This window comes from Bradyrhizobium sp. LMG 9283 (assembly GCF_045571415.1).
Lineage (GTDB): Bacteria > Pseudomonadota > Alphaproteobacteria > Rhizobiales > Xanthobacteraceae > Bradyrhizobium.
In genome coordinates, this window is the sequence record NZ_CP120691.1 from 7,892,268 (window position 1) to 7,917,233 (window position 24,966).

The 24,966-nt window shown below is 64.5% G+C and carries 21 protein-coding genes; 8 read left to right on the top strand and 13 right to left on the bottom strand.

Annotated features, from left to right (window positions below; all coding sequences use genetic code 11):
• Nucleotides 1-56 precede the first annotated feature (56 nt).
• The 8 genes from P6U29_RS36740 to P6U29_RS36775 all read right to left on the bottom strand — a co-directional run bounded on the left by P6U29_RS36740 (nt 57) and on the right by P6U29_RS36775 (nt 7,035).
• Nucleotides 57-854, bottom strand: coding sequence for an alpha/beta hydrolase (locus P6U29_RS36740; RefSeq protein ID WP_407119536.1), 798 nt, complete (start codon nt 852-854; stop codon nt 57-59).
• Nucleotides 855-1,067: 213 nt separating this feature from the next.
• On the bottom strand, nt 1,068-2,465 hold the full coding sequence (locus tag P6U29_RS36745) for an NAD(P)(+) transhydrogenase (Re/Si-specific) subunit beta (protein WP_407115013.1): 1,398 nt from the start codon (nt 2,463-2,465) through the stop codon (nt 1,068-1,070).
• A 39-nt stretch (nt 2,466-2,504) separates the two neighbouring features.
• Nucleotides 2,505-2,822: a proton-translocating transhydrogenase family protein gene (locus P6U29_RS36750; RefSeq protein ID WP_407115014.1), complete on the bottom strand. Its 318-nt coding sequence runs from the start codon at nt 2,820-2,822 to the stop codon at nt 2,505-2,507.
• An 11-nt stretch (nt 2,823-2,833) separates the two neighbouring features.
• On the bottom strand, nt 2,834-3,961 hold the full coding sequence (locus P6U29_RS36755; protein WP_407115015.1) for a Re/Si-specific NAD(P)(+) transhydrogenase subunit alpha: 1,128 nt from the start codon (nt 3,959-3,961) through the stop codon (nt 2,834-2,836).
• 140 nt (nt 3,962-4,101) lie between these two features.
• Nucleotides 4,102-4,254, bottom strand: coding sequence for an aa3-type cytochrome c oxidase subunit IV (locus P6U29_RS36760; RefSeq protein WP_018317799.1), 153 nt, complete (start codon nt 4,252-4,254; stop codon nt 4,102-4,104).
• Nucleotides 4,255-4,350: 96 nt separating this feature from the next.
• A complete protein-coding gene (locus tag P6U29_RS36765) occupies nt 4,351-4,746 on the bottom strand; it encodes a type II toxin-antitoxin system death-on-curing family toxin (protein WP_407115016.1) in 396 nt (131 codons plus the stop codon).
• A gap of 12 nt (nt 4,747-4,758) precedes the next feature.
• Nucleotides 4,759-4,983: an AbrB family transcriptional regulator gene (locus tag P6U29_RS36770; protein WP_018641564.1), complete on the bottom strand. Its 225-nt coding sequence runs from the start codon at nt 4,981-4,983 to the stop codon at nt 4,759-4,761.
• A 99-nt stretch (nt 4,984-5,082) separates the two neighbouring features.
• The gene (locus tag P6U29_RS36775; protein ID WP_407115017.1) at nt 5,083-7,035 is read right to left on the bottom strand and encodes a M3 family oligoendopeptidase; all 1,953 of its coding nucleotides are present in this window, start codon (nt 7,033-7,035) and stop codon (nt 5,083-5,085) included.
• Between the two features lie 127 nt (nt 7,036-7,162).
• On the opposite strand from P6U29_RS36775, the gene P6U29_RS36780 reads away from it, so the two are divergent.
• The 3 genes from P6U29_RS36780 (at nt 7,163) to P6U29_RS36790 (ending at nt 13,128) form a co-directional block, all read left to right on the top strand.
• The gene (locus P6U29_RS36780; RefSeq protein ID WP_407115018.1) at nt 7,163-8,659 is read left to right on the top strand and encodes a sigma-54-dependent transcriptional regulator; all 1,497 of its coding nucleotides are present in this window, start codon (nt 7,163-7,165) and stop codon (nt 8,657-8,659) included.
• Nucleotides 8,660-9,009: 350 nt separating this feature from the next.
• On the top strand, nt 9,010-11,223 hold the full coding sequence (locus P6U29_RS36785; protein ID WP_407115019.1) for a L,D-transpeptidase family protein: 2,214 nt from the start codon (nt 9,010-9,012) through the stop codon (nt 11,221-11,223).
• A gap of 285 nt (nt 11,224-11,508) precedes the next feature.
• A complete protein-coding gene (locus P6U29_RS36790) occupies nt 11,509-13,128 on the top strand; it encodes a DUF882 domain-containing protein (RefSeq protein ID WP_407115020.1) in 1,620 nt (539 codons plus the stop codon).
• A gap of 47 nt (nt 13,129-13,175) precedes the next feature.
• Here P6U29_RS36790 and P6U29_RS36795 read toward each other — a convergent pair whose 3' ends face one another.
• The 3 genes from P6U29_RS36795 to P6U29_RS36805 form a co-directional block, all read right to left on the bottom strand.
• Nucleotides 13,176-14,942 carry an adenylate/guanylate cyclase domain-containing protein gene (locus P6U29_RS36795; RefSeq protein ID WP_407115021.1) on the bottom strand — a complete coding sequence of 589 codons (1,767 nt, stop codon included), beginning with the start codon at nt 14,940-14,942 and terminating at the stop codon, nt 13,176-13,178.
• An 86-nt stretch (nt 14,943-15,028) separates the two neighbouring features.
• A complete protein-coding gene (locus P6U29_RS36800) occupies nt 15,029-15,301 on the bottom strand; it encodes a DUF2312 domain-containing protein (protein ID WP_018641571.1) in 273 nt (90 codons plus the stop codon).
• 194 nt (nt 15,302-15,495) lie between these two features.
• Nucleotides 15,496-15,801, bottom strand: a complete 306-nt coding sequence (locus tag P6U29_RS36805) for a DUF1244 domain-containing protein (RefSeq protein WP_407115022.1) — start codon at nt 15,799-15,801, stop codon at nt 15,496-15,498.
• 167 nt (nt 15,802-15,968) lie between these two features.
• On the opposite strand from P6U29_RS36805, the gene P6U29_RS36810 reads away from it, so the two are divergent.
• Both P6U29_RS36810 and pyk read left to right on the top strand, forming a co-directional pair.
• Nucleotides 15,969-16,556: a DUF1036 domain-containing protein gene (locus tag P6U29_RS36810; RefSeq protein WP_407115023.1), complete on the top strand. Its 588-nt coding sequence runs from the start codon at nt 15,969-15,971 to the stop codon at nt 16,554-16,556.
• On the top strand, nt 16,553-17,989 hold the full coding sequence (gene pyk, locus P6U29_RS36815) for a pyruvate kinase (RefSeq protein ID WP_407115024.1): 1,437 nt from the start codon (nt 16,553-16,555) through the stop codon (nt 17,987-17,989). The genes P6U29_RS36810 and pyk overlap by 4 nt, the downstream gene beginning before the upstream one ends.
• Before the next feature lie 150 nt (nt 17,990-18,139).
• On the opposite strand, the gene P6U29_RS36820 is transcribed toward pyk, so the two are convergent.
• Nucleotides 18,140-18,820, bottom strand: coding sequence for a TetR/AcrR family transcriptional regulator (locus P6U29_RS36820; RefSeq protein ID WP_063694085.1), 681 nt, complete (start codon nt 18,818-18,820; stop codon nt 18,140-18,142).
• Nucleotides 18,821-19,143: 323 nt separating this feature from the next.
• On the opposite strand from P6U29_RS36820, the gene P6U29_RS36825 reads away from it, so the two are divergent.
• Nucleotides 19,144-20,574 carry a hypothetical protein gene (locus P6U29_RS36825; RefSeq protein WP_407115025.1) on the top strand — a complete coding sequence of 477 codons (1,431 nt, stop codon included), beginning with the start codon at nt 19,144-19,146 and terminating at the stop codon, nt 20,572-20,574.
• Nucleotides 20,575-20,832: 258 nt separating this feature from the next.
• Here P6U29_RS36825 and P6U29_RS36830 read toward each other — a convergent pair whose 3' ends face one another.
• Nucleotides 20,833-20,997 (bottom strand): Flp family type IVb pilin, encoded by a 165-nt coding sequence (locus tag P6U29_RS36830; RefSeq protein WP_407115026.1) that lies wholly within the window; start codon nt 20,995-20,997, stop codon nt 20,833-20,835.
• A gap of 419 nt (nt 20,998-21,416) precedes the next feature.
• On the opposite strand from P6U29_RS36830, the gene P6U29_RS36835 reads away from it, so the two are divergent.
• Nucleotides 21,417-22,919, top strand: a complete 1,503-nt coding sequence (locus tag P6U29_RS36835) for a hypothetical protein (RefSeq protein WP_407115027.1) — start codon at nt 21,417-21,419, stop codon at nt 22,917-22,919.
• 11 nt (nt 22,920-22,930) lie between these two features.
• Complete coding sequence (locus P6U29_RS36840; RefSeq protein WP_407115028.1) at nt 22,931-24,736, top strand: hypothetical protein; 1,806 nt, start codon at nt 22,931-22,933, stop codon at nt 24,734-24,736.
• Nucleotides 24,737-24,966 lie beyond the last annotated feature (230 nt).

Consider the following 24,966-nt stretch of genomic DNA (forward strand, 5'->3'; position numbering starts at 1 on the left):
GCAGAAGCGTCAAGCAGGAGACAGCGAGTGCAGGAACGCAACGTTTAACCAAGCTGTCAGCCGCCAATGAAGCCTCTCGCCGTTTCGATCGCGCCATATTGATCGAGATTGTCGTGCCCGCCGCCCACCATGCGAACGAACCGCTTGGGCTCGTGGGCGAGTGCGAACAGACGCTCTCCGAACATAATCGAAATGGCAAGATCATTAGTGCCATGCATGACAAGCAGCGGCACCGTGACGCGCGCCATGCGCTGGTCCGAATGGAACGGATCGCGCATCAGAAGGCGGACCGGAACGAACCAGAACGACGAAGCCGCAACGTCGACGGTCGATGTATAAGGCGCCTCCAGGATGAGCTTTCCAACGCGATGTTCCGAGGCGATGGCAACCGCCACGCCCGTCCCCAGAGAGAAGCCCCACGCGACGATTCGTTCCGCTCCATAGCGCGCAGTGGTGAAGGCGTAAGCGGCCGCAGCGTCGTACAGCAGGCCCTGCTCGCTCGGCATCCCGCTCGAGCCCGCATAGCCGCGATAGGACAGGGCAACGAGGCCAGTGCCGTCGGCGGTCATCGCCTTGAAACGGCTGATGCGGCCGGCGAGAAAATCGCCATTACCCGGGAAGTACAGGATCACGGAATGGCCGGGCTTGGCCGGCACGTGCCAGACGATGACTCTCTCACCGTCCGACGTGGTCAGGACATGCTCTTCCGCCTCGGGAAGGCCCGCAGCATCGGGAGCGGTGCGGCCGACGGGCGGAATCGGAAACAGCATCTCGCGCTGGCGGACATACAGCACGAGGAGACCGGCGCAATAGACGGTCACGAGCACAATGGCGATCCACTTGACGATGGTCATCATTGCACGGCCCGCCCTCGGTTGAGACTAGGGCTTGCGACGGCTCCGCAGCAATTTCATGACGTCGGGCCGGAGGCTCGCCGAACCATCGCGGCAGCCGCACGCCACCTTGTGGGGCAGCGTGCCATTTGACGCGCCGCTCGCGCATGGCATTGGGCCGCATGGAATGGGACCGGCGCCATCCTTTGTTGATGGCCACGGTCCCTTCCGCGATCACATCGCTTTGACGATGTTCTCGGTGACCTTCTTGGCGTCGCCGAGCAGCATCATGGTGTTGTCGCGATAGAACAGCGGATTGTCGATGCCGGCATAACCCGAGGCCAGCGAGCGCTTGATGAACATCACGGTACCGGCTTTCCAGACCTGAAGCACGGGCATGCCGTAGATTGGCGAGGACTTATCCTCTTCCGCCGCCGGATTGGTGACGTCGTTGGCGCCGATCACGAAGGCGATGTCGGCCTGCGCGAATTCGGAGTTGATGTCCTCCAGCTCGAACACCTCGTCATAGGGAACGTTGGCTTCGGCGAGCAGCACGTTCATGTGGCCGGGCATGCGGCCAGCGACCGGGTGAATGGCGTATTTCACCTCGACGCCTTCCTTCTTCAGGAGGTCGGCCATTTCGCGCAGCGCGTGCTGAGCCTGAGCCACCGCCATGCCGTAGCCGGGCACGATGATGACCTTGGAGGCGTTCTTCATGATGAAGGCGGCGTCGTCCGCCGAGCCGAGCTTGGCCGGCTTCTGCTCGCCGGTACCACCGCCGGCAGCAGCCGTCTCGCCACCGAAGCCGCCGAGGATGACCGAGATGAACGACCGATTCATCGCGTGGCACATGATGTAGGACAGGATCGCGCCGGAGGAGCCGACCAGCGCGCCGGTGATGATCAGCGCGGAATTGCCGAGCGTGAAGCCGATGCCCGCCGCGGCCCAACCCGAATATGAGTTCAGCATCGAGATCACGACCGGCATGTCGGCGCCGCCGATCGGGATGATCATGAGCACGCCGAGCGCGAGCGCCAGGATCACGTTCAGCCAGAAGAACACCGGGCTGCCGGTCATCACGAGGCCGACGATGCACACGACGAGCGCAATCGCGAGCGCGATGTTGATGAGGTGCCGCGCCGGCAGGATGATCGGCGCGCCGCTCATGCGGGCAGACAGCTTCAGGAAGGCGATCACCGAGCCGGTGAAGGTCAGCGCGCCGATGGCGACGCCGAGCGACATCTCGACCAGGCTCTGGGTGTGGATGTGACCGGGCGTGCCGATATCGAAGGCTTCGGGCGCATAATATGCGCCAGCCGCGACCAGCACCGCGGCCATGCCGACCAGCGAGTGGAAGGCGGCGACCAGCTCCGGCATCGAGGTCATCGGCACGCGGCGGGCGATCACCGCGCCGATGCCGCCGCCGATCGCGACGGCGAGGATCACGAGAATCCAGGCCACGCCGTCCGCCGGCGGATGGCTTGCGAGCGTGGTAGCGACCGCGATCGCCATGCCGATCATGCCGAGCAGATTGCCCTGGCGCGACGATGCAGGGCTCGACAGCCCGCGCAGCGACAGGATGAACAGCACCCCCGCCACGAGATATAAGAATGCAGAGAGATTGGCGCTCATCTCAGGTCCCCATTAATCCCTTCAGCCCGAGGTGGCCGCTTACTTCGACTTCTTCTTGTACATCGCCAGCATGCGCTGGGTGACAAGGAAGCCGCCAAAGATGTTCACGCAGGCGAAGATGAGCGCGATGAAGCCGAAGCCGCGCGCCCAGCCCGAGCCGCTCGAAACCATGCCGACGCCGACCGCGAGCAGCGCGCCGACCACGATCACCGAGGAGATCGCGTTGGTCACGCTCATCAGCGGCGTGTGCAGCGCCGGCGTCACCGACCACACCACGAAATAGCCGACGAAGACGGCGAGGACGAAGATCGACAGCCGGAAGATGAAGGGGTCGACGACCTGTGCTGCATGCTCCATGGCGGCTCTCCTTAAACCTTCGGCTGGAAGTTCGGGTGGATCACGGCGCCGTCTTTCGTCAGCGCGGTCGCCTTGACGAGCTCGTCGTCCCAGTTCACGGCGAGCTTCTTCTCCTTCTTGTCAACCATGGTCTCGATGAAGGAGAACAGATTGCGTGCGTAGAGGCTGGAGGCCGAGGCCGCGACGCGGCCGGCGACGTTGGTGTAGCCGACGATCTTGATGCCATCGAGGTCGACGACCTCGCCGGCCTTGGCGCCTTCGACATTGCCGCCGCGCTCGACGGCGAGATCGACCAGCACCGAGCCCGGCTTCATCGACTTGACCATTTCAGCACTGACGAGCTTCGGCGCCGGGCGGCCCGGGATCAGCGCGGTGGTGATCACGATGTCCTGCTTCTTGATGTGCTCGGCGGTGAGCGCGGCCTGCTTGGCCTGATATTCCTTGGACATTTCCTTGGCGTAGCCGCCGGCGGTCTGCGCGTTCTTGAACTCCTCGTCCTCGACGGCGAGGAATTTCGCACCGAGCGATTCCACCTGCTCCTTGGTGGCGGGCCGCACGTCGGTCGCGGTGACCACCGCGCCGAGACGGCGCGCGGTCGCGATCGCCTGAAGGCCGGCGACGCCGACGCCCATCACGAACACCTTCGCCGCGGGCACGGTGCCGGCCGCGGTCATCATCATCGGGAAGGCGCGACCGAACGCCTCGGCACCCTCGATCACCGCGCGATAGCCGGCGAGATTCGCCTGCGAAGACAGCACGTCCATCACCTGCGCACGGGTGATGCGCGGCATCAATTCCATCGCGAAGGCGGCAACGCCAGCATCGGCCATCGCCTTCAGCGCAGCCTCGCTGCCATAGGGGTCCATGATGGCGATGACGAGTGCGCCGCGCTTGTACTGCGAAAGCTCGGACGCCTCCGGACGCTTCACCTTGATGATGATATCCGCGTCCTTGAGCGCGTCGGCGCTGACGGTGGCACCCGCGGCGGTGAACTCGGAATCCGGCAGGCCCGACTTGATGCCGGCACCCGGCTCGACGGCGATTTCGGCGCCCAGCGCCTTGAACTTCTTCACCGTATCGGGCGAAGCAGCGACCCGCGGCTCGAACGGATCGATTTCCTTGGCAACGGCGATCTTCATAGCTCCTCCGGCGGCGCGGGACAGCGCACGCGCAAACTAAGCGTTACTCCCGCGGCGTTCGATACCGGTTCTGGGACCGGTTTGTATGCAAGTTTTCTGAGCAGCAGCTGCCGCTGGCGTGTGCAGCTGCCGAAGACGGGTCAGGTGAGGAAGATCGCCATCAGGATCACGATGAGCGCGACCGAAGCCGTGCCGTACTTCACCAGCTTGATGAAGCCCTCATAGGTCTGCTCGTGCGCAACGTAGTCGTTGCCGTCGGCGGTGCTGTACGCAACTTCGCTATGATCTGCCATGGATGTCCCCAGTCGAAAGTCGAATTCTTCGGCTGGGATACCGCAAAGCTTCGGGCAGGGCAACGGCACGGAAGCGCAGTTTTCCCGCAAATGGACTCATTTGGAATCCCAATGAGTGCGGATCCAGCGCGCAAGGCTCTGCTCGCTGACTTCGCCTGCGGCGAGCGAGAGGATGATGATGGCAGCTTCCGCGGGATCGGGACTGAAGTCCGCCTTGTTCTTGCGCAGGAACACTGTCATCGCCAGGAAAGCGATGCGCTCGTTTCTGTCGACGAATGCAGGGGTATTCGCGAGGCCGAATGCATAGGCTGCAGCGAGTTCGTCCATTGGCGCCTGCTCATAGCGCCATTTGTTGATCGGCCGCTCCAGCGCAGAGCGCAGCATGCCCTCGTCGCGCAGTCCCGGCGCGCCACCGAAGCGCCGGAGTTGTCGACTATGAATTGCGACAGCCTGCTCATAGGTGACCCAGAGCGGCTCCTGAGGATCGCTCATGCGCGTCGCCGATTATTTTGCGAGCGCGGCAAGCGTGTCGCGATACTTGTCCATCACCTCATCGGCGATTTCCATCGTCCGCTCGAAATCGGGGTCGTAGGGCAGCAATTGAAAACCACCGCCGGGCAATTCCACGATGTGCAATTGCTGCCCCCGCTTGAGATCGAGCCGCTGCATCAACTCACGGGGCAGCAGCAGACCATCCGAATTGCCGATCTTCTTGATCTCGATCTTCATGGCCTTGTTCCGACGATGTTATACATGTGTATAACATCGTCGACAAAGCAGTTCAACAAATGTTTTACGCCCTCCTGCCCACAAATGAGGCACCGCCCCTCACCTCATGGCCTCCAGCTCGTCGATCATCCCGGCGATGACGCTGAGCCCGCCATCCCAGAACTTCGGGTCCTTGGCATCGAGCCCAAACGGGCGCAGCAGCTCGGAATAATGTTTGGTGCCGCCGGCGGCGAGCATGTCGAGATAGCGCTCGGCAAAGCCTTCGGCCGCATTCTCGTAGACAGCGTAAAGCGAGTTCACGAGACAATCACCGAACGCGTAGGCGTAGACGTAGAACGGCGAGTGGATGAAGTGCGGGATGTACATCCAGTAGTTCTCGTAGCCCGCCTTGATCTCGATCGCCGGACCTAAGCTCTCCCCCTGCACCGAGAGCCAGATCTCGCCGAGCCGCGTCGCGGTGAGTTCGCCGTTCTTGCGCTCGGTGTGGACCGCGCGCTCGAAGGAATAGAACGCGATCTGCCGCACCACGGTGTTGATCATGTCCTCGACCTTGCCGGCGAGCAGCGCCTGTCGCTGCTTTGTGTTCTTGGTCTGGGCAAGCAGACGCTTGAAAGTGAGCATCTCGCCGAACACGCTCGCGGTCTCCGCCAGCGTCAGTGGCGTCGGCGCCATCAGCGCCCCGTTCTTTGCCGCCAGCACCTGATGGACACCATGGCCAAGCTCATGCGCGAGCGTCATCACGTCGCGCGGCTTGCCCTGGTAGTTCATCAGCACGTAGGGGTGCGCCGACGGCGTGGTCGGATGCGAGAACGCCCCCGGCACCTTGCCCGGCCGCACCGGCGCGTCGATCCAGCGGTCCGTGAAGAAGCGCTCGGCGATATCGGCCATCTCAGACGAGAAGCCGCGATAGGCTGTCAGCACCATGCTTCGCGCTTCTGGCCAAGCGATAACGTCGGTCGCCGCAAACGGCAGCGGCGCGTTGCGGTCCCAATAGGCCAGCCGCTTCTTGCCGAACCACTTCGCCTTCAGCGCATAATAGCGATGCGACAGCTTCGGATAGGCTGCGCGCACCGAGGCGACCAGCGCGTCGACGACCTCGCGCTCGACGCGGTTGTTGAGGTGCCGGGAATCCGCGACGTCCTTGAAGCCACGCCAGCGGTCGGAGATGTCCTTGTCTTTGGCGAGCGTGTTGGTGATCAGCGCGAAGGTGCGTTCATTGGCCTTGAAGGTTTTCGCCAGCGCCTCCGCCGCGCTCTTGCGCTTTAAGCCGTCGCGGTCCTGCAGCAGATTGAGCGTCGGCTCGATCGCGAGCTCCTTGGAGCCGACCTTGAAGCGCAGGCCCGAGATGGTCTGATCGAACAGCCGGTTGAAGGCGGAATAGCCGGTCTGTGCCTTCTCCAGGAAGAGCTGCTCGAGCTTGTCGTCGAGCTGGTAGGGCTTCTCCTTGCGCAGATCCTCGATCCAGGGACGATAGTGCGCGAGCTCGGCGGCCTGCATCGCGCGATTCAAAATATCGTCATCGATCCGATTGAGCTCGAGCGCGAAGAACAACAGATGCGTGGACGCCGCCGTCAGGCGCTCGGACACGTCGCCGTAAAACTTTGAAATCGCAGGGTCCACGCTGTCGCCGGCATGGACGAGACCGGCATAGGAGCCGAGACGGCCGGCAAGATCGTCGATCGCCTCATAGCGTCGCACCGCATCGGCGAGCCATTTTCCGCCATCTTCGTTTGCTGTCCCTGTCGCCAGCTTGCCCTTGTAGTCCGTCTCGAAAGCGACGCAGTCGGCGTCCAATTTTTCGAGATCGCGCGCCACTTCCGGCGCATCGATCCCGGAATAGAGATCGGCCAGGTTCCACTCCGGAAGCTTGCCGGTCCTGCTCGCAGGCTTTGCGGGCGAAGGCTTGGCGAGTGAAGGCTTGGCGAGCGAGGGCTTGGAGGGTTTTGCTTTGGCGGCAAATTTCTTGGCGACGGATGTCTTGGTGGCTGGCTTGCGGAGAGCAGATTTCGTCAGAGCGGTCTTCGTGAGAGCGGACTTGGAGCGCGAATTCATTGTGTGGGAAACCTGTGTTCAACAATCGCGGCGGCGGGCGGGGGCATCAAGGTTTAAGCGTGCGTTAATCGGCTTCGGCCAGAGTGCCCCGATTCGAGACAGATAGTAGTAGCGTGCGGGGAACACCATGGCTGCCAGTATTTTGATCGCCGACGACGACGCTGTAGCCCGCCGGCTGGTCGAGAACATGGTGCAGAAATGCGGCTATGAGACGGTCGTCGTGGCCTCCGGCGACGCCGCAATTGCCGCTCTCACCGCCCCTGACGCACCGACCATCGACGCCGTCATCCTAGATCTCGTGATGCCCGGCCTCGACGGCATGGGCGTATTGGCGAAAATCCGCGAAGCAGGCCTGAGCATCCCCGTCATCGTGCAGACCGCCCATGGCGGCATTGACAACGTGATCTCGGCGATGCGCGCGGGCGCGGCCGATTTCGTCGTCAAGCCGGTCGGCGTGGAGCGGCTCCAGGTCTCCTTGCGCAACGCGCTCAACACGTCCGCGCTCAAGGGCGAATTGCAGCGTATCCGTCATAGCCGCGAAGGCCGGCTGACCTTCTCGGACATCATTACGCGCGCGGAGGCCATGACTCCCGTGATGCGAGCCGCACAGAAGGCGGCAAACTCCGCGATCCCCGTGCTGATCGAGGGCGAGTCCGGCGTCGGCAAGGAGATGTTCGCGCGCGCCATCCACGGCAGCGGCGAGCGCAAGGCCAAGCCCTTCGTCGCGGTCAATTGCGGCGCGATTCCCGACAATCTCGTCGAGTCCATCCTGTTCGGCCACGAGAAGGGCGCCTTCACCGGCGCCACCGAGCGACACATGGGCAAGTTTGTCGAGGCCCATGGCGGCACGCTGTTTCTGGATGAAGTCAGCGAACTGCCGCTGACCGCGCAAGTGAAGCTGCTGCGCGCGCTCCAGGAAGGCGCCGTGGAGGCAGTCGGCGGCCGCAAGCCGGTCAAGGTCGACGTCCGCATCATCTCGGCCACCAATCGCAAGCTGCTGGAGCGGGTGAAGCAGGGACATTTCCGGGAAGACCTGTTCTATCGCCTGCACGTGCTGCCGCTGACGATCCCTTCGTTGCGCGCCCGGCGTGAGGATATCCCGCATCTGCTCAGACATTTCATCGCGCGCTTTGCCGCCGAGGAGAACCGCCCTATCACCGGCATCAGCGGCGAGGCCGTGGCTCAGCTTGCCCAGCTCGACTGGCCCGGCAACATCCGCCAGCTCGAGAACGCGGTCTACCGCGCGGTGGTGATGAGCGACGGCGACCAGCTCGGCCTTGACGATTTCCCCCTGCTCGCCTCACAGCCGCATCCCATCACGGATATTCCGACCGCCCCGCTGATGCTCGAGCCGGCGGCGACGCCTTCTGTGATATCGGGTAATGAAATACCAATCGCTCCGCTCCCCGCCGTGGGAACTCTCGCCATGCTCACTGCGACCGGGGATGTCCGCTCGCTGGAAGACATGGAGAACGAGATCATCCGCTTCGCGATCTCGCACTATCGCGGCCAGATGTCCGAGGTGGCTCGCCGGCTCAAAATCGGCCGGTCAACACTCTACCGCAAACTCGACGAGGCAGGGGTTCCCGGACATGGCGGGAAAAGCGGTGAGGAGACGCACTGAGCCCAGTGCGAACGGAGGTTCGCGCGACGGTGCGAGACGGCTGTAAGCCGTTCGCATGACGACAGAATTCGACTGCGATTTGAACCGTGACTTGGAAGTGACAGACAGAGGGAAAAGCGCGTGGCAGAAGCGCACAATCCGTTGCCAAGAGGCTCCCTTGAAGTCAGTTTGTCGTGAGTTGTCCCGGGTAGCGCTGGCTGCAAAATCGGGGCCTGTATATCGTCTGCGTAGGTATCGTTGCGTGCAGGCGTGCAACTTTCGAGAGGCGGGCGCGGTTTAGCCGAAACTCACCAATAGGCGATAACGAAGCTGTTCCACGAGGGGACAGCTCACCCGAGGGGTGCGACACAATGCGTGACTGTTTGAACCACCGTGCGGGCTTTGACCGTGTCTTGATGACGGTCGCGGCGACCTTCCTCACGGTGTCGGCCAGCTCGGCCCTGGCGCAGGATCAGGCGCGCAGCAGCGCCGCCGAGCTCGCGATCGAAGCTGCGATCCCGCGCCCCGAGCCGGCCAACGTCCCGCCCCCGACTGCAGCCGACATCAAGCTCGACACCACCGCCACTGTGCAGGACTCCAGCAAGGAAACTGCGAGGGAGTCGATTAAGGCGGATGCCGCGCCGGCGCCGGACAAGGTCGAGACCAAGCCGTCCGACGTAGCCACCACGCCCGCGCCTGAAGCGCCGAAGAGCGAGACGGCGAAGACCGAGCCCGCCAACATCGAGCCTGCCAAGACCGAGCCCGCCAAGGCTGACACCGCCACCGTCGCGCCGGCCGCTCCCACGGCACCTGCTGCCGCAGCGGCTCCCGCCACCGAGCCCGTAAAGGCAGCGAGCAACGTGCCCGCCGCCGACCAGCCGGTCGCGGACAAGCTCAAGGACATCATCGGCGCCAAGACTTCGCGCCATTTCGACCGCAAGAACGAGCGCGCAGCGGTCGAGAAGTTCTACGGTGCCCGCGACTTCGCGCCGGTCTGGACGCAAGGCGGCGCCCTGACCGCTGCGGCCAAGGGCGTGATCGCGCGGCTGAAGGACGCGGCCTCCGACGGCCTCAATCCCGCCGACTATCCGGTGCCGGATTTCGCCGCCGCCACGACGCCCGATGCGTTGGCGGATGCCGAGCTCAAGCTCACCGCCAGCATGTTCGACTATGCGCGGCAGGCCCAGAGCGGCCGCATGCACTGGTCGCAGGTCAGCGGCGACATCCTTTATCCCGAACATCCGGTCGATCCGAACGAGGTGCTCGCCAAGGTCACGACCGCGACGGACGCGTCCGCAGCGCTCGACAGCTACAACCCGCCGCACAAGCTCTACAAGGATCTGAAGGCCAAGCTCGCTGAGCTGCGCGGCCAGGGCAACGGCCCGGTGATCGAGATCGCCGAGGGCCCGAAGCTAAAATACACCCCCGCCGGCAAGAAGCAGGCCGAGATCGTCGTGGACGATCCGCGCGTGCCGCAGCTCCGCGCCAAGCTCGGAATCACCGAGAATGCCAGCGACACCCGCTATGACGCAGCGGTCGCAGAAGCCGTGCGCAAATTCCAGAGCGGCGCCGAGATGAAGCCGACCGGCATTCTCGACGACAAGACGGTCAAGGCGCTCAACACCCCGAAGCGCGATAAGCAGATCGACACCGTGCTGGTGAACATGGAGCGCTGGCGCTGGCTGCCGCGCGATCTCGGCGCGCCTTCGCTGGGCGATGCCTATGTCATCCTGAACATTCCTGACTATACGCTGAAGGTGATGCAGCGCGGCCAGCAGGTCTGGACCACCCGCGTCGTCACCGGCAAGCCGGGCCAGCACGCCACGCCGCTGCTGACCGAGACGATGAAGTACATCACGGTCAACCCGACTTGGAATGTGCCGCCGTCAATCGTCTACAACGAATATCTGCCCGCACTTCAGCAGGACCCGACCGTGCTCCAGCGCATGGGCCTCAAGCTCGAACAGAACCGCGACGGCTCGGTGCACATCTCGCAGCCGCCGGGCGAAGCCAACGCGCTCGGCCGCATCCGCTTCAACTTCCCGAACAAGTTCCTGGTCTATCAGCACGACACGCCGGACAAGAACCTGTTCGCCAAGGAAGACCGCGCCTTCAGCCATGGCTGCATGCGGGTGCAGAATCCGGATCAATACGCGTCCGTGCTGCTCAACATCACCATGCCGAACGAGAAGTACACGCCCGAGCGCGTGCGCAGCATGTATGGCAAGAGCGAGATCGACCTGAAATTCCCGACGCCGATCCCGGTCAACATCACCTATCAGACCGCGTTCGTGGACGACGCCGGCAAGCTGCAATTCCGCAAGGACGTCTATGGCCGCGACGCGACCATGCTCAACATCCTGAAGAACAACCGCGGCAAGGACCTTGAGGCCGTCGTGGCCCATTCTCAGCCGAGCTATTCCCGCCCGGCGACGACGCTGCCGTCAGGGGTCGCGGTGGCCAACAATGGCGGGGGCTTCGGCTCGTCTGGGCCAAACTTCTTCGAGCGGCTGTTCGGAGCGCCGGCCACGACCCAGCCGCCAGCTCCAGTCGGCCGTCGTCCGCAGCGGGTGTTTACCCGCTGAGCCCGGCTCAGCGCCTGGTTCACAAGAATTCTGCCATGAAATCAGCGGCCCTGTCCTCTGGATGGGGCCGTTTAACGTTAACCACTCTCCAACCTGCGCTCGGGCAGCGGGCGTTTTTTTGCCACAGTCAACCGTTTAGGATCGTATCCTGACTTGGTTTGGGGGCGGGAAGGTCAACCTCGAATTAACCTTCTCGTTTTAAGAAAGCGTTCATCCTCTTTCGCGCTGCTAACGGGTTTGGCGGGAGAGTCCATTTGAACGCTCGTCGACTGGGTGGGCTCATACGTGCTGACTGGTCTCGCACGCCAATTCGCTGTGCTGTCGTTGTCCCATGCGGGCTTGAAGGCCGGATCCCGGATCGGCCTCGCTGCCGCGCTGCTGCTTGCGGCCGCGGGATCGGTTCATGACGCGGCCGCGTTGAACGAGACCAAGACGCTCTCGTTCCACCACACCCATTCCGGCGAAGATCTCACCGTCACCTTCAAGCGCGACGGGCGCTACGACGAAGCGGCGCTGAAGCAGCTCAACCACTTCCTGCGCGACTGGCGCACCCAGGACGAGACGGTCATGGACCGTCGCCTCTTCGACATCCTCTGGGAGGTCTATCGCGACGTCGACGGCAAGCAACCGATCCAGATCATCTCCTCCTATCGCTCTCCCGCCACCAACGCCATGCTCCGCCGCCGCTCGTCCGGTGTGGCGCGCTTCAGCCAGCACATGCTGGGACACGCGATGGACTTCTACATCCCGGGCGTGCCGCTGGAGCAGATCCGCTTCGCCGGCCTGCGCCTGCAGCGCGGCGGCGTCGGCTTCTATCCCACCTCCGGCTCGCCCTTCGTGCACCTCGACACCGGCAGCATCCGGCACTGGCCGCGCATGACGCATGACCAACTCGCCCGCGTCTTCCCGGACGGAAAGACGGTGCATCTGCCGACCGACGGCGTGCCGCTGAAAGGCTATGAGCTTGCCAAGGCCGAGATCGAGCGGCGCAGCAGCGGTGACGATGCCGGCAGCAAGCCGAATTTCTTTGCCGCCTTGTTCAAGAGCAAGCAAGCTCCCGCCACCGCGAGCAACGACGAGGATGATGAGGGAGCGCCGGCAATGGCCGCGAAGCCGGCGGCGCCGACCGTGGTCGCAGCCGCCGCAAAGCCCGCCGAGCCGGTGCCGACGCCGCGGGCCAAGCCGCAGATCGCCGCAACCCTCCAGCTCGCCTCGGCCGATGCGCAGATCGTTGCGTCGCCCAAGCCGAAGGCCGCGCCCCTGGCTGACAAGCCGCCGACCGGCAAGTCTGTTGATGGAAAGCCGGAGACACCGGCCGACATCATCAATGCCCGCGGCTTCTGGGATGATGTCCCGGCTGCGCCGCAGCAGGCCACGCCGGCGCAGGTGGCAGCGTTGAAGGCTCGCCAGGCACTCGCCGCCGCCACCGATCCGCAACCAACCGCGAGCGTGTCCAACGCGGCCTTCCAGGCCCTGGCTTACGCGCCCGCCGCCTCCCCGGTCGACCGCGCCAATGTCGTCGCCGCCTCCGCGCCGATCCCGCGCACCACCCGCCCCGCCGGGACCCGCAGCGTGGCTCAGGCGACGGAGATCAACACGGTGGTGGGCAAGAGCATCGACGGCAGGATCGCAACCGCCACCCGCCTCTCCGCGGCTAAGGGCGAGAGCATCTGGCTCAAGATCGTGATGCTGTCGCCGAGCGCCAGCCGCGCCATGTCGGTGACGCTGATGGGCGAGCTCGATATGGCTGCGCTGCGCGGCTATTTCGTCAAGCCGCGCACTGTGATCGCCATGGGCTTTGTCGACGATCCGATGCAGGGCATGTCCTGCGATAGCTTCTCGGGCAGCGCAACCGCCAAGCTTGACACGACGTCATTCGTCATGCGGACGGCGGCGCTGCGCTGAGTCCTGGGTGCCAGCAACGCTCCGTCTGCTCTCCTTGCCCGAGTCGATCAAGCCGGCAAGCCAGCCGCGATGAGGCCTGCCTCGTGGCGCTGCCGGTCGAGTTCGCGCTTGTAGTGCAGCGTCGCAAGATAAGCTGCCACCGAGAACCCGGGTTCGCGCTTCAAAACCTCCGCGGCGTGAGCGCCGGCTGCGATCGCATTCTTCATCTGCGCAAATGTCGCCGCCAGGAACGCGTGATGGGTATAGTCGGGCCGCGTGATCCTTGAAAACGCCTCCGCAGCCTCGGCGTATTTCTCCGCGCAATAATAAGCGCGGCCCAAATGACTCCAGAAGCGCTCGGGATGGTAGGGGTTGAGGCGCATCGCTTTCCTGATCCAGTCGATGCCTTCCTCCGGCAGGCCTAGCCAAGTCAGGAGCTCTCCCTGTTGCACGACCACCAGGTCGTAGTTCGGGTTGAGGGCGAGCGCACGCTCCTGATGATAGGTGGCCTTTTCGTAATCGTGCCGCGTCAGATTGAGCGCGGCGAGAATCCGGTGCACGTCCGCGTCATTGTCGTCGAGCGCCAACGCAATCTCCAGTTCCGAAGCCACCTGCTCGAACGTCGCGTCACGGTCGTCGCACCAGCCATAGATCCAGCACTGGCCGAGCACGCATGCCTTCCAGGCATGAGCGTGGGCATAGTTCGGATCCATCGCCAGCGCACGGTTGAGCAGCGTCTGCGCCTGAGCGTTGTCGTCGCGGGTTGACCGGTGATGCAGGAGCTTTGCCGCCAGCACGCATTCGTAAGCGGGCATGTTGTCGGTCGGCTTGCGCTTGGTGCGGTCGTGCGTTGCGGCTTCTACCCGACCCGGCAGCGTCGCCACGATCGCGCGGGTCATCTCGTCCTGAATGGCGAAAATATCCCGGAGCTCGCGGTCGTAGCGTTCGGCCCAGATATGGCGATCGGTCTCTGCATCGATCAGCTGCACGGTGACGCGGACGCGCTCTCCGGCCTTCCGAACGCTGCCCTCGATGACATAGTCGACGCCGAACTCTCGGCCGATGTCCTGCACCTTTACGGCCTTGCCCTTGTAGACGAACGTCGAGTTGCGGGAGATGACAAGGAGGTCGTGGAAGCGCGAAAGCTCGGTGATGATGTCCTCGGTGAGACCGTCCGCGAAGAACTCCTGCTCCGGATCGCCGCTCATATTGGCGAACGGCAGCACGGCGATGGACGGCTTCTTCGAAACACTCAGTGGCATCAGAGCAGGGTTCGACCCATCGGCCAGGCTTGCAGGCCCCTCGGCCAGCCGAATGCGGAAGACTCGGATCGGACGGGCGATGTTCTTGACACTCTGTTCACCGAGATCGTCGAACTGAACTCCATCCAGCCGGTCGCCGACCTGATCGCGCACCGCGCCCGAAACGCAGATTCCTCCAGGCTCGGCCAGCGCCTCCAGTCGCGCCGCGACGTTGACGCCGTCGCCGAAGATGTCGTTCTGATCGACGATCACGTCGCCCAGATTGATACCGATGCGGAATTGTATCAATCGCGGCGGCGGGACATCGGCGTTGCGGCGCCCCATCCGGCTCTGAATTTCAGCCGCGCACAACACTGCGTCGACGACGCTATGGAATTCGACGAGCAGGCCGTCGCCCGTCGTCTTGATGATGCGGCCGTGATTTTTGGCAATCGCCGGATCGATGAGCTCGATCCGGTGGGTTTTGAGGCGCGCGAGCGTGCCTCCCTCGTCGACCTCCATGAGCCGACTAAAGCCAACCATGTCAGCCGCGAGGACCGCGGCGAGCCTGCGCTCTGGTCCAGGCACATCCATTGCTCGGTCCCTTCACCGAGCAGTCTAGCAGATGACGAGATTTCGCCCAAGCTTGGTGCGCTGCAACGCCGACCGGACGAGACGCCTCAGAGCATCCCCAGCGCCTGCATGTAGGTCTCGAGGATGGTCTCGGCCTCGGCACGCTCGTTGGGGTCCTGCTTGCGCAGGCGCACGATGGTGCGCAGCGCCTTGACGTCGTAGCCGTTGCCCTTGCTCTCGGCATAGACGTCGCGGATGTCGTCGGAGATCGCCTTCTTCTCTTCCTCCAGCCGCTCGATGCGCTCGATGATGGATTTGAGCTGGTCCTTGGCAAATTTCGTCGCGGGCTCGTCGTCGCGGACGGCGGCGGAGGTGGCCATCTTGGTACTCCCAATGGAACTGGCAAAACGAGGTGACGCCGGCATCCCTCACCGCGCGTGCTGGGTAGACCCTTAGGGTCGGCGCTCCCAGCGTTCAAGCAAGCATCGCGCTCGTCCACAGCGCGCCCACACCTTCCTGCGCCGACGCAAAGAAAGCTGTTGTGTGGTGCGACTCAGAGCGGCGTGACGGAGCGTCAGTGCCCGTGGGGATGGACCTTCTTCATCGCCTCGAGCTGCTCGGGCGTGGCCGTGCCCTGGTACTTTGCCTTCCAGGTCTCGTAAGGCATGCCGTAGACGGCCTCCCGGCTCTCGTCCTTGCTCAGGGGCACGCCCTGGGCGTCCGCGGCATCCTTGAGCCAGTTGGAGAGGCAGTTGCGGCAGAAGCCGGCCAGATTCATCAGGTCGATGTTCTGGACGTCCGTCCGGCCCCGCAGATGCTCGACCAGGCGCCGGAAAGCGGCCGCCTCGAGCTCCGTTCTGGTTTTGTCGTCGATTGCCATGGCTGTCTTCCTTAAGGCCCGTCCCGATCGCAGTCACCCTTACGGGATCAGGTGGGTCCTGTCACAGATTTTGCCATATCGCGGCGCAAACGGGCCAAAGCCCGGCTATGGGGCAGTTCCCCGGCCCTACGCCAAATCGTCAATGATCTGGTATAGCTTCCGCGACAATGATTGCCGAATCTCCCCGCTTCCCGCTTCGCCTGCTCGCCCGGTTGGTCCCGGTGCTGGTGGTTGGCCTGCTGTGCCTCTGGGCCAGTCCCGCCTCCGCCGATTTCCGCCTCTGCAACAACACTTCGAGCCGGGTCGGGATTGCGCTCGGCTACAAGGACGCCGAGGGCTGGACCACCGAGGGCTGGTGGAACATCTCGTCGCGCTCCTGTGAGACGCTGCTGCGGGGCACGCTGGTCGCTCGCTATTACTACATCTACGCCATCGATTATGACCGCGGCGGCGAATGGTCGGGCCAGGCCTTCATGTGCTCGCGCGACAAGGAGTTCACCATCCGCGGCACCGAGGACTGCCTGGCGCGAGGCTATGACCGGACAGGCTATTTCGAGGTCGACACCGGTGAGCAGCGGGCCTGGACCGTGCAGTTGACCGACGCCAACGAACAGCCGGCGCAGCAACGCGTACCTGGCCTGCCCGGCCCGGTGGGCCCGGGCGGCGTTCCGGGTTTGCCCAATAGTCCGCCCGGTGGTACGCCCCCCGCCGCGCCCGGCCTTCCGCCGGCGCCCCCGTCTGGAAATAAGCCATGAGGCGTCTTCGCCGTATCAAGATTCTCGCGACCCTGGGACCCGCCTCTTCAGACCTCGCGATGATCCGCCGCCTGTTCGAAGCCGGCGCCGACCTGTTCCGCATCAACATGAGCCACACCCCGCATGACAAGATGCGGGAGCTGGTGGCGACGATCCGCAATGTCGAGAGCAGCTATGGCCGGCCTATCGGCATCCTGGTCGACCTTCAGGGACCGAAGCTGAGACTCGGCTCTTTCGCCGACGGCGCGGTCCAGCTCCAGAACGGGCAGACCTTCACGCTGGATTCCGACAAGACGCCCGGCGATGCCACGCGCGTCCAACTCCCGCATCCGGAGATCCTGGCCGCGCTGCGGCCGGGCCATGCGCTGCTGCTCGACGACGGCAAGGTGCGGCTGATCGCGGAGGAGACCTCGAAAGAGCATGCGGTGACGCGTGTCGTGGTCGGCGGCAAGATGAGCGACCGCAAGGGCGTCAGCCTGCCCGATACCGACCTGCCGGTCTCGGCGATGACGCCGAAGGACCGCGCCGACCTCGAGGCGGCCCTCGTCACCGGCGTCGACTGGATCGCGCTGTCCTTCGTGCAGCGCGCCGACGACGTGCTCGAGGCCAAGAGGATGATTCGCGGCCGCGCCGCCGTGATGGCCAAAATCGAGAAGCCGCAGGCGATCGACCGCCTCGCCGACATCATCGAGGCCTCCGATGCGCTGATGGTGGCGCGCGGCGACCTCGGCGTCGAGCTGCCGCTCGAGCGCGTGCCGAGCCTGCAGAAGCAGATGACGCGGATGGCGCGCCGCGCTGGCAAGCCGGTGGTGATCGCGACCCAGATGCTGGAATCGATGATCCAGTCGCCGGTGCCGACCCGCGCCGAAGTCTCCGACGTCGCCACCGCCGTCTATGAAGGCGCCGACGCCATCATGCTGTCGGCGGAATCGGCAGCCGGCAAATTCCCGGTCGAGGCGGTCTCGACCATGAACCGCATCGGCGAGGAGGTCGAGCGCGACCCGACCTACCGTTCGGTGATCATGGCGCAGCGGCCGGACCCCGAATCAACCGTCGGCGATGCCATCGCAGACGCCTCGCGCGTGATGGCGGAAACCCTCGACCTGCCCGCTTTGATCTGCTGGACCTCATCGGGCTCGACCGCGGTGCGCGTGGCACGCGAGCGGCCCAAGCCGCCGATCGTGGCGATCACGCCGAACATCACGGCGGGCCGCCGCCTCGCGGTGGTCTGGGGCGTGCATTGCGTGGTGGCGGAGGACGCGCGCGACCAGGACGACATGGTGAGCCGCGCCGGCCAGATCGCGTTCCGGGACGGTTTCGTCCGCGCCGGCCAGCGCGTGATCATCGTCGCCGGCGTGCCGCTCGGCATCCCCGGCACCACCAACATGGTGCGCATCGCCTCGGTCGGCCCCGAGGGCGAAGCGAACATGTAGGTCCGTCGACGGGTCGAAACAAAAAAGTCGGAAAACAACCCCATGCACAGTAGCCGGCCGGCCCGGCGGACTTGCTGGGATTTCGCGAAAAGGCACGCTCTGGCAATCACCTGAGCGCGATCAGGGCGCCGCCTCGGCCGCGGCGCGATTTTATGCCCCAACCAGCGCTTTCGTCGTCGGCAGCAGCGTCTGCTGCACCACCAGGCCGCGGGCCCGGGCGTCCATGACGCCGACGGCGCGCAGCGCCAGCAGCGTCACGGTCTGCACCGCATCGCGCATCTTGACGGGGTCTTCGAGATTATCGGGCGCGAGCGGCCCGACCAGCGCCTCATGCAGCGCCCCCAGCAGCGCGGTGGCGGCAAGCGCGGTGTCCTGAGCCGGCAGATGGCCGGCGCGCACCGCAGCGTCGATCCGCGAGGCGATCTCGCCCGCGATCTCGCGCCGGCTGGCCAGCCTGGAGGCGCTGACATCGACATCGACCGGCTCGGCCAGGATGCCCCAGGCCAGCCTGCGCTGCGACAGCGTATGAACCGCTACGGTGGTCACGGCGGCCGCCAGCGCCGAGGACGGCCCCGGCGCGGCATCGGCCGCCCGGCGGATCGCCGCGAGCTCGTCGCGGGAGACCTCGGCAATGAGCTCAGAGATCAGCTCGGCCTTGGAAGGGAAATAGCGGTAGACGGTGCCGGCTGCGACGTTGGCCCGGACCGCGACCGGCGCGATCTGCACCGCCGCCATCCCGCCTTCCGCCGCCGCCTCCCGCGCCGCCGCCAGAATCGCGCTGCGCCGCGCCGCAAGGCGCTTCACCACTTGATGCGTCCGCCGATAAACCATGGCGCGCTTCCTGTCCCACCACGCCGGCCGCACGCCCTGCGGCCGAACGCTTCGTCACGTCAAAGATGCAAATCGCCCCGCAAGGACTGAACAACTATTCAGGATGAATGACAAGATGGGAAATGCGCATGCGGGCGCCCTGCAATTCCGAGCTGCAAACGAGCAGGTCGTAAACGCATCCTTGCACCGCGCGGCGCCACAGTTTACCGCAACTTAAAGGAGAAAATGCTCAGGTGCTGTCGCACTGTTGTTCAACTCCCGAGTGCCCAATGTCGATTTCCGCTACAAGCAGCGTTCTCGTCAGCGGCGTGGCGCGCTGGCTCATGCCGTTCTGCATCGGCGCTCTTGTCTACGCGTTCTTTCTGGGCATCGGCAACGTCATGCTGCGCGATACCGATACGTGGTGGCAAATCAAGATCGGCCAGTGGATTCTCGAACATCGCGCGCTGCCCTACAGCGACATCTATTCGTTCACGCGAGCCGGTGAGGCCTGGATCTCGAGTTCCTGGCTGTCGCAAGTCCTGTTCGCACTTGTTTACGAGCCCTCGAACTGGTCGGGCGCAGTTATCCTGACATCGCTCGCGATCGGTGCGACTGCAGCGATTATTGTCTACCTGCTCGAGCCTTACCTAGGACCTATGCGCGCCTTTCTGCTCGTCATCCCGCTCCTCGGGATGTCGGTAGGCCACTTTCTCGCCCGCCCGCACATGCTGGCAATGCCTGTCATGCTGGCTTTTGTCGGCGGGCTGCTGGTGGCCGCCGATCGGCGCACCGCGCCCTCCTGGCTGTTGCTGCCTTTGATGGCGTTGTGGGCCAACCTTCACGGCGGCTTCGTCCTGGGGCTGATCTTGATTGGACCTATTGGCCTCGATGCGATCGCGTCCGCCGATCGCAAGGACCGATTTGCGCTGGCGGCGCGCTGGGCCTTGTTCGGGCTTGCTGCGATTGCCGCGAGCTGCTGCACGCCCTACGGCTCGGACACGCTCCTCGGAGCCACGAAAATCCTCAGCCTCGGCAAGGTGCTTTCGTTGATCGCGGAGTGGATGCCGGCCGACTTCAGTTCGTTCAGCATGTTTGAAGCCGCCCTGCTCGGTTTGATCGCCATCGGCTATTGCAGCGGGCTGGTGCTGCCGTGGACCCGCATTCTCCTGCTGCTCGGCCTGACCTGGGCGGCCCTCACCCACGTCAGAAACATCGAGGTCTTTGCACTCTTGACCCCGCTCGTGGTTGCGAAGCCGGTCGCCGAACAATTGCGATTGACGAGAGCGGTGGCGCAACAAGCGCGGTCCTCCTTTGCAATGACCGCAATCGCGGCGCTCGCCATCGTCACCGCCGGCTGGGCTATCACGCGCTCCTACGCCACGCCGTACAGGTATGCCTTTTCCGGCGCCAAATGTCCTTCGGCTGCAATCGACCTGCTCGAACGGCGGCACGCGCAACGGATATTCAGTACCGCTTCGATTGGCGGCTATCTGATCACCCGCAACATCAAGACATTCATCGATGGCCGGGCCGAGCTGTATGGGGAGCAGTTTGTGCTTGACTATTTCGATGCCGTCGAGGGCAAGAACGTGGAGACTCTGCTGCGTCTGCTCGAGACCTACCGGATCGACGCGACGCTGCTGAACACCGCCATCCCCGTCGCCAGAATCATGGACCATTTGCCGGGCTGGAAGCGCCTCCATGCGGACGATATTGCCGTGGTTCACGTCCGCGACGACGCACCGGCGCAGCTTCCTTCCGAGTCACGGTGAGTCAAGACAGGGCCACCAGCTCGCTCGGCCCCTGGACAGCATGCGAGGAAAATACGGCGGAAAGCTTACTGCAGTCATTCTTCGAGACGCCCGCCTGCGGCGGGCCCTCAGGATGAGGTCGTGTCTTGCGGCGAGATATGAGACCCCCAGGGTGAGGAGCCCGAAGGCGAGCACCACCGCCCAAAAGACGAGCACCACCGCCCAAAAGAAAAGAGCCCCGAAGGACGGGGCTCTCGGAAATTCTCAGATCGTCCGGCCTTACTTGAGGCTGGTCGAGATCGAGCTGAACTTGGTGTTCAGCGTGGTGCCGAGCTGGTTGATGACGGTGATGATCGCCAGCGCGATGCCGGCAGCGATCAGGCCGTATTCAATGGCGGTGGCGCCGGATTCATCCTTCACGAAACGCGCAACGAGGTTCTTCATGGAGTGCTCCAAATGAGTACACGAGGCTTACAACTGATCTGGTCTTTTCGGCTTCCCAGCGCCGCCCGACCATGGAACGGAACCTAGAGGCAAAGAATTGCGCCGCAGTTAATTCGACTGCGTAAACGCTGGGCGGTTTGCGTGTATTCGCCCATGGTAAATCGAACTCCAAAACAATCCGTTAAATTGTCAGGACATGAAGCCGACCTGGCGCAGCCGGTTTACCCGAAGTTATGACCGACGTGGTCCAATGCCGGCCGCTCGGACTGAAGCGCGATGACGCGATGAGATAAATCGTTCACCGCGCTCCAGCTTATTGTTTGCGCATGATCTTCCCGGAAAGCCGCACCACACTTTGCGCTAACGCGGCCCTCCGGATCATGCTCGGACCGACAAGAACACCAGGATGACGAGGCGGCATGTCCCTTTCCTTTGCCAACAACATCGCGGTGCAGAGCCGCGCGCGGGCCCTGGTGCCGCTCTGCGTCGGCGCCGGCGCCTATCTGTTCTTCCTTTTTCTCGGCGATACGCTGCTTCAGGATTCCGACTCGTTCTGGCAGATCAAGATCGGGCAATGGATCCTCGATCACGGCGCCATGCCAACCACCGACTTCTATTCCTTCACGCGAACGGGCGCGCCGTGGATATCGACCTCGTGGCTGTCGCAGGTCGCGTTCGCGTTCTCCCATGCGCAATGGGGCTGGGCAGGTCCCGTCATCCTCACCGCGATCGCCCTCGCGCTCGCGGTCGCAATCTTCGCCTATCTGCTCGACGCGCAGATCGAGGCACCGCGCGCGGTGCTGTTCGCGATGCTGGCGCTGCTGCTGTCGATCCATCACGTGCTGGCGCGTCCGCATATTCTGGCGCTGCCCGTCATGGTGGCGTGGGTCGGCTTGTTGATGGCGGCTGCCGACCGCAAGAGCGCGCCGTCCTGGACTTGGCTGCCGCTGATGGCGCTCTGGGCGAACCTGCATGGCGGCTTCGTGCTTGGCCTCGCGCTGATCGGTCCGATCTCGCTCGAAGCGGTCGAGCATGCCGAGAAGGGACGGCGGCTTTCGCTGTTCATGCGCTGGGTGCTGTTCGGAATCGGCGCGCTGATCGCGAGCTGCTGCACGCCGTACGGATGGCGGACGCTGCAGGGCGCGACCAACATCCTCAGCCTCGGCGAGCTGCTGTCGCTGATCTTCGAATGGATGCCGGCGAACTTCGCCACGTTTACCTCGTTCGAGGGCGCCCTGCTCGCCCTGATCGCATTCGGCTATTATCGCGGCCTGGTGCTGTCGGCGCCCCGGATCTTCCTGATCCTGCTCCTGACCTGGAGCGCGCTGACTCATGTCAGGAGCATCGAGGCATTTGCGTTCCTGGTGCCGCTGGTGCTGGCAAGACCGCTCGGCGAGATGTTTCCGCGCCCGACGCCTGACGTCACCGGTGCCGACCGCTGGCCGGCCCGCTATGTCACCGCGCTTGGCGCGCTGATGATCGTGGCGGCAGGCTGGACTTCGACGTCGCTCTACATGGGGCATCACCGCTTCACCTTCACGATGACGCAGACGCCTGTTGCGGCGGTCGATCTGCTCGAGCAACGCAAGGTGCAGCGCATCTTCAACGCCTACCAGTTCGGCGGCTATCTGATCTCGCGCGATATCCCCGTTTTCGTCGACGGCCGCGCCGAGCTCTATGGCGAGAAGTTCGTCATGGACTTCTTCAAGGCGACGGAGGGCAAGAAGCCCGAGCTGCTGCCGCGCCTTCTGGATGAGTACAAGATCGACGCGACGCTATTGGTCGCCGACGCGCCGGGGCCGCAGATCCTCGACCAGCTCAAGGGCTGGAAGCGGATCTATGCGGACGACATCGCAGTGATCCATGTGCGGGAGGACGGCCAGAGCGCGGATAGCAGGCCCATGCCCGCCGCACCGAATTGAGGCGCAGGCCGATGCCGCCCCTTGTGCTGCCGACCGAACGAGCGTCCGGCGCTGGGCCGAATCCTGCCATCGTGCTCACGATCGCCTGGGCGGCGATCGTGGTGGCGCTCGGGTTTCCCGCGATCAAGACGGGCGTGTTCGACACGCTGTCGACCGACGATGCGATGCGGCTGGTCGAGGTACGCGATCTCCTGGCCGGCCAGAGCTGGTTCGACCTGACTCAATACCGGCTCGATCCGCCCGGAATTGCGATGCACTGGTCTCGCATCGTCGATGTGCCCCTGGCCCTGCTGATCCTGTTGTTTCGCCCCCTGCTCGGCCAACACGCTTCGGAAGCCCTCGTGCTGGTCGCTTGGCCCTCGCTGTTGATGGCGGCCGCGCTCTGGCTCGCGGCGACGATCGCAAGTCAGGCAGGTGCCCCGGCCGACCGGCCGCGGATACGGCTCGCCACGATTCTGGTCACGGCGCTGTCGATCCCTGCCCTGATCCACTTCCGCGCCGGCGCGATTGATCATCACAACGTCCAGATCGTGCTGCTGCTCGGCTTCATGCTCTGCATCACCGATCTCGAGCACCGCGCCGCCAAGGCGGCTCTGGCCGGATGTCTCGCGGCGCTGTCGCTGGCGATCGGGTTGGAAATGCTGCCTGCGGTCGCCGTGGCGAGCGCGGCCGTGGTCGGGCTGCTGATCTGGAAGGGCACCGACGTCCTGCGCTCCGCCTGCGCCTTTGGTGCTGGCCTCGCCGGATCGGCGCTGTTGCTGGCACTGCTGCTGCTCCCGATGAACAGTCTTGCGAGGCCCGTCTGCGATGCCTTCGGCGGCCCCATCCTGCTCCTGTCTGCGGGCGGTGGCATCGCGCTGCTTGCGATGGCCGGCGTCAGCTATCTCAGCCGGTCCATCTGGACGCGGCTCGCGGCGGCAGCGCTTGCCGGTGCGCTCCTGCTGGGCGCGTTCTTCACATCGTATCCGAGCTGCGTGGCCTCGCCCTATGCGCAAGTCGATCCCCTGCTCGTCAGCTTCTGGCTCGACCGGGTCAGCGAGACCATGCCGGTGACGGAGCTGGCGCGGATGCAACCGCAGAAACTGCTCGGGTATTATGCGTTTCCGTTGCTGACGCTCGGCCTGTGCCTTGCCGCCATGATCCGCGACACGGCGCAGGCGCGCTTTCGCTGGATCGTCTCGAGCGTCACGCTTGCAGCGCTGTTCGGCGTCAGCCTGTGGGAATTGCGCGGCGCAGCCGCCGCCAACATCATTGCGGCTCCGCTCTGCGTCATGGGAATCGCGGCGCTGCGCACGGGTGCCGTGGCCGATTGGGGGCTGGTACGTGCCGCACTGCTGGTATCGCCCGCCACCCTTGGCGGCATCGGCTTTGCAGTGTGGCCGGCGCTCGCCGCGGGAACAGGCAGCCACGAGATCGCGATGCCCGAGCGCAACGTGTCCTGCCAGACCATCTCCAGCGCCGCGCCGCTCGCCACCTTGACGCCCGGGCGGGTCATGGCGCCGATCGACTCGGGCCCAGCGATCCTGGCTGCGACGGGCCATTCCGTGTTCGCCGGTCCCTATCACCGTAACAACGACGGCAACCTTGTCATGGTGCATACGATGACGGCAACGCCGGAAGCCGCGCGCACAATGCTCCGCGCGCGGCAGGTCGACTACGTCCTGACCTGCAACCGCTCTGCCGATCAGGAGGACCTTGTCCGCATCGCGCCGGAGGGCCTCGCCGCGCGGCTCGGCCGCGATGAAGCTCCAGATTACCTGGAGAAAGTCGAGGCCGTATCGAAATTGGGCTGGACGGTCTGGCGCGTGCGGAAGTGAGAGAGCGCGAGCCGCGCCTGACGCCACCGGTGCCGACCGCTGGCCGGCCCGCTATGTCACCGCGCTTGGCGCGCTGATGATCGTGGCGGCAGGCTGGACCTCGACGTCGCTCTACATGGGGCATCACCGCTTCACCTTCACGATGACGCAGACTCAAGGGCTGGAAGCGGATCTATGCGGACGACATCGCGGTGATCCATGTGCGGGATGATGCGGAAGGAGTGCCGTCG